This window comes from Lactiplantibacillus nangangensis, from assembly GCF_005405065.1.
GTDB lineage: Bacteria > Bacillota > Bacilli > Lactobacillales > Lactobacillaceae > Lactiplantibacillus > Lactiplantibacillus nangangensis.
Genome location: NZ_BJDI01000038.1, coordinates 1 through 1,283, shown reverse-complemented (window position 1 = coordinate 1,283; position 1,283 = coordinate 1). Strand labels below are relative to the sequence as shown.

Below are 1,283 nucleotides of genomic sequence, written 5' to 3'. Positions count from 1 at the left end.
AAAAAGTGTATAAAAAAGGGATATAGTCGCAGACTTGTATCCATCCACTACCACATTTCAAGAGAAAGAAAGTGACTATATCCTATGTCCAATGATACTAAAATTATTCTTGGGATAAAAGACCCCAATATCAAAAAATTAAAAATAATGAATCCTTTGGAAATAAAAGGACCCCTTCAAGTTCAAGCACTTTTGGACTACCGTCCCAAAGCCTGCCCCCAGTGTGGTGTCTTAAACGAAAAAAGCATTATCAAATACGGCTGGCGCTGGACCAAGATTAAACTACCACAAGCCATTGAACGGGATGTTCAGCTTCACCTCAAAAAACGGTACTTTAAGTGTAATGACTGTCAAAGGTTCTTTTTGGCAACAACTACACTGGTTGAGAAAAATCATACTATCTCTAACCTCAGCAAGCGTGCATGCTTCGAGAAGCTAAGCGAGGCAGTTTCTATGCGTCATATTGCGAATGAATTAGGCATTTCAAACACTACCGTCCTAAGAATTCTGCGTAGTTACCAGCACGATATCAAAACAAATTATAGCTGGTTGCCAACAGTAATTAATATGGATGAGGTTAAGTCTACCAAGGACGCCAAAGGGGCCATGAGTTTCGTATTCATGGATGGTATCCGTAATGAATTCGTCGACATTCTCGAGTCACGAACATTATACGATCTTGAAAAGTATTTTCGGCGGTATACCAAGGAGGCCCGCGAAAGTGTTCAGATCATTGTAACTGACATGAATTACACGTATCCACAATTAACAGAATCAGTCTTTCCTAATGCGATTGTGGTAACCGACAGGTTCCACATCGTCAGCTCAGTGATGCGGGGATTCAATCGGATAAGGGTTCGTATAATGAAAACCTTTGCCAATTCAAATATCAAGTATAAAATTTTAAAACGTTATTGGAAATTACTCTTAAAGCCCAATGAAAAGCTAAACTTCAAAAAGTATTATGAGTATACACATATTCCAGGATCAAATACTGAAAACAGTGTAGTTGAACATATCCTCAGCTTTAATGACGAACTACGTGAGGCATATGAGTTACTCCAAGTAGTTGGAAGTGCCGTTAGATACCGAGATGTTGAGCGACTAGCAACTGTGTTAGACGGGAAAAACAAGTATTCAGAAGAACTTGAGACTCCACTAGATACGTTAAGAAAACACCGAGTTTCTGTGTATAACGCTTTGAAATATAAATACTCTAACGGGCCAATGGAAGGTATCAATAATAAAATCAAGGTCATAAAACGTGTAAGTTACGGATTTGG

General features: G+C 38.7%; 1 protein-coding gene. It reads left to right on the top strand.

Annotation, left to right across the window (positions count from 1 at the left end):
• Positions 1–84 precede the first annotated feature (84 nt).
• Positions 85–1,283, top strand: a 1,199-nt coding sequence (locus tag FFM70_RS13750) for an ISL3 family transposase (RefSeq protein ID WP_137617408.1), incomplete at its 3' end; no start/stop codon positions are given.